This is a genomic window from Bacillus sp. 220_BSPC (genome assembly GCF_001054655.1).
GTDB lineage: Bacteria > Bacillota > Bacilli > Bacillales > DSM-1321 > Peribacillus > Peribacillus frigoritolerans.
Window position 1 is genome coordinate 1 of sequence record NZ_JVPL01000267.1, and the last position, 2,460, is coordinate 2,460.

Here is a 2,460-nt window from a genome sequence, read left to right on the forward strand (position 1 = left end):
AAAAATCTCCAAGTACTAACACAAAAACTAAGTGAAACGGGGTTAACTGATAGATGGATGTTCTTCCTGTTATGATAATGATAAAAAATAAAGTGGCAAAACCAACGATGACTTTGATCGTCAGTAAACCAATATTAACTTCTTCCAAAGTTTTTTCCTCCAATTTAAATTTTTAATTAGTTGTAAGATCTTGAGGTTTAGATACAGAGGCTAGTTTTAGTATTAAAGCTCGAGTTACAATTCCAACAATGATGTAATATATGAATGATTATCTGTATCTCCACTCTAAATAATTAACAAGTTTGACCCACTCGCAAAAGGGTTCACCTAAATAGGCATATGTTAGTGCCATAATGATCTGGGCTAAAATAAAAGATTTCCATTTTCTGAAATATTGATATAACAACATGTAAGCTACAGGTACCATTGAAAAATCAAAAGGAAAGGCCCGAGGAATAAAAGGTAGGAATGCAATGGGGTAATCCCAAAAACTATATTGTGCACCAACTACATCTAATAAGGTTGTTGTCAAGATAATTATGGTACCAAAAAACAAAATTTCTAAAATAATGTCTCGTTTAACGAGTTTAGCCCATAGAACCCAAGGCACAACTAAAAAACCGACTAGTATCCACTATTCCCAAGTTAAAAACTCATTCTTTAGCCAATCATTTAGTTCTATAAGGTACGGTTTATCTTCTAATAAACGTATTTCCTTAAGATTTTCAAATATATTATCTATTGATATCCCCCTATATTTCAATTAAAGGTAACAGATATTTTTGAATTCAAACTCTTTGAGCTGCCTTTTTAGTATTACCGTTTTTTAGTAATGAATTTCCATCGTAAATAAGAAAAAAACCCATGTTGAAAGTTCTTCTTACACGGGTTTTCGACTTTTTTCAAATGAATCAGAAATATTTTAAAAACAATGAAATTTTTTAAATCTAGATTTAAGATAGAACAATAAAAACAGGATACATCAACTTATAATAATGGAGAAAGCAGGCGAGAACCCTGTTCAACAATGCGCTCGGTCAGGGATCGTTGCAACAAGTCTTCAATTCTTAATGATACAGAATCAGTAAGATCCCTCTCGAACTGCTCTGTGAGTTCCCTTGCCACATCAGCACTGTACACGACTTGACACACTTCATAATTCAGGCGAAAACTTCTCATATCATAGTTTGCTGCGCCTACTTCTGCAATTTCCTCATCAATGATCATCAGTTTCGCATGTAACATTCCTTTATCATACTGGTAGATTTGGACCCCAGCTTCTATAAGTTCCCCGTAATAGGTACGACTTGCAAAGCCCACGATTTTTTGATCAATATGGCGAGGAACAAGTAATCTTACGCGTACACCACGAGCCACAGCTGTCTTTAATGCCATAATAATATCTGTTTCTGGTATAAAGTAGGGCGTTGTTATATCAATGGTTTTGGTCGCTTGTGTTATTAATATAAAGTAAGCTTGACGAATAACTGGTGTAGGAATTCCAGGGTTTCCTTCCAACGTATGGATGTATGCTTTTTGCAATCCTCCTGTCTTTGTTTGGGTATTGTCTGTTTTACCTTCTATAGGCCATAACTCAGATCCTAATTCGGCAGACCATCTTGAAAGATCTATGCTCCCGGTTGGATTGATTTCCTTTGATTTATATTTTGGGATTTTAGTGGGCTTTTTCGTTGCCTCAGATTTTGTTTTTGACTTTATCCGTTCTGGTACAGCGATATTCCAATGAACGTCGAAGATAGTCTGCAAGTCGCCTGTTGCTTCCCCTATAATTTGCAAATGAGTGTCCCTCCAAAATCCTACGTCTGGCTTTAATCCTGTATATTCATACCCAACGTTCATACCCCCAGTAAAGGATTCCTTTCTGTCAATCGTGACAATCTTACAATGATCCCGATAATTCCAATTGGACAAAATCCAGGGAAAGCTTAAAGGAAATATTGTCCGACATTCTATCCCTGCTTCCACCATCTGAAGAATTTTTTGACGCGGAAATTTTTTACTCCCCCAACCATCTCTAATAAAACGAACCCGCACTCCATTTACTGCTTTTTCGATCAGCAGTTCTGTGATGCGATTACCAATATGGTCATTCCGATAGATGAAATATTCCAGATCAATGGTTTTTTTGGCTTTTTGTAGGGATTCGATAAGTTGTTCATATTTTGCTATTCCATTGTTTAGTACTTGGACTTTGCCGACTCGAAGCCCGCCTACAGTAAAATACCTTAAAGCATCGGCGATTATCGATGCTGAATCACCATATGTATCAGGTAACTTATTAGACTCATTATGAGAAGAGGTCAATCTTTTACGATGAATAAGCTTGGGATTTGATATGCTAAGATATAGTAAGAAACCAATGACAGGCAAAACAAGGACGATTACTATCCAATTCAAAGCTTTGGCTGGCCGCCGAACTTCCCAAATTGCTATGAATAA

Annotated in this window: 2 protein-coding genes and 1 pseudogene; all 3 read right to left on the reverse strand. The window is 36.2% G+C overall.

Annotated features, from left to right (window positions below; all coding sequences use genetic code 11):
• A pseudogene (locus ADA55_RS31250) lies at positions 1-163 on the reverse strand (DUF421 domain-containing protein); the annotation flags it as partial.
• Positions 164-268: 105 nt separating this feature from the next.
• Positions 269-610, reverse strand: a complete 342-nt coding sequence (locus tag ADA55_RS31255; protein ID WP_284706777.1) for a CBO0543 family protein — start codon at positions 608-610, stop codon at positions 269-271.
• A gap of 377 nt (positions 611-987) precedes the next feature.
• On the reverse strand, positions 988-2,460 hold a 1,473-nt coding region (locus tag ADA55_RS21305), incomplete at its 5' end, for a phospholipase D-like domain-containing protein (RefSeq protein ID WP_065421179.1).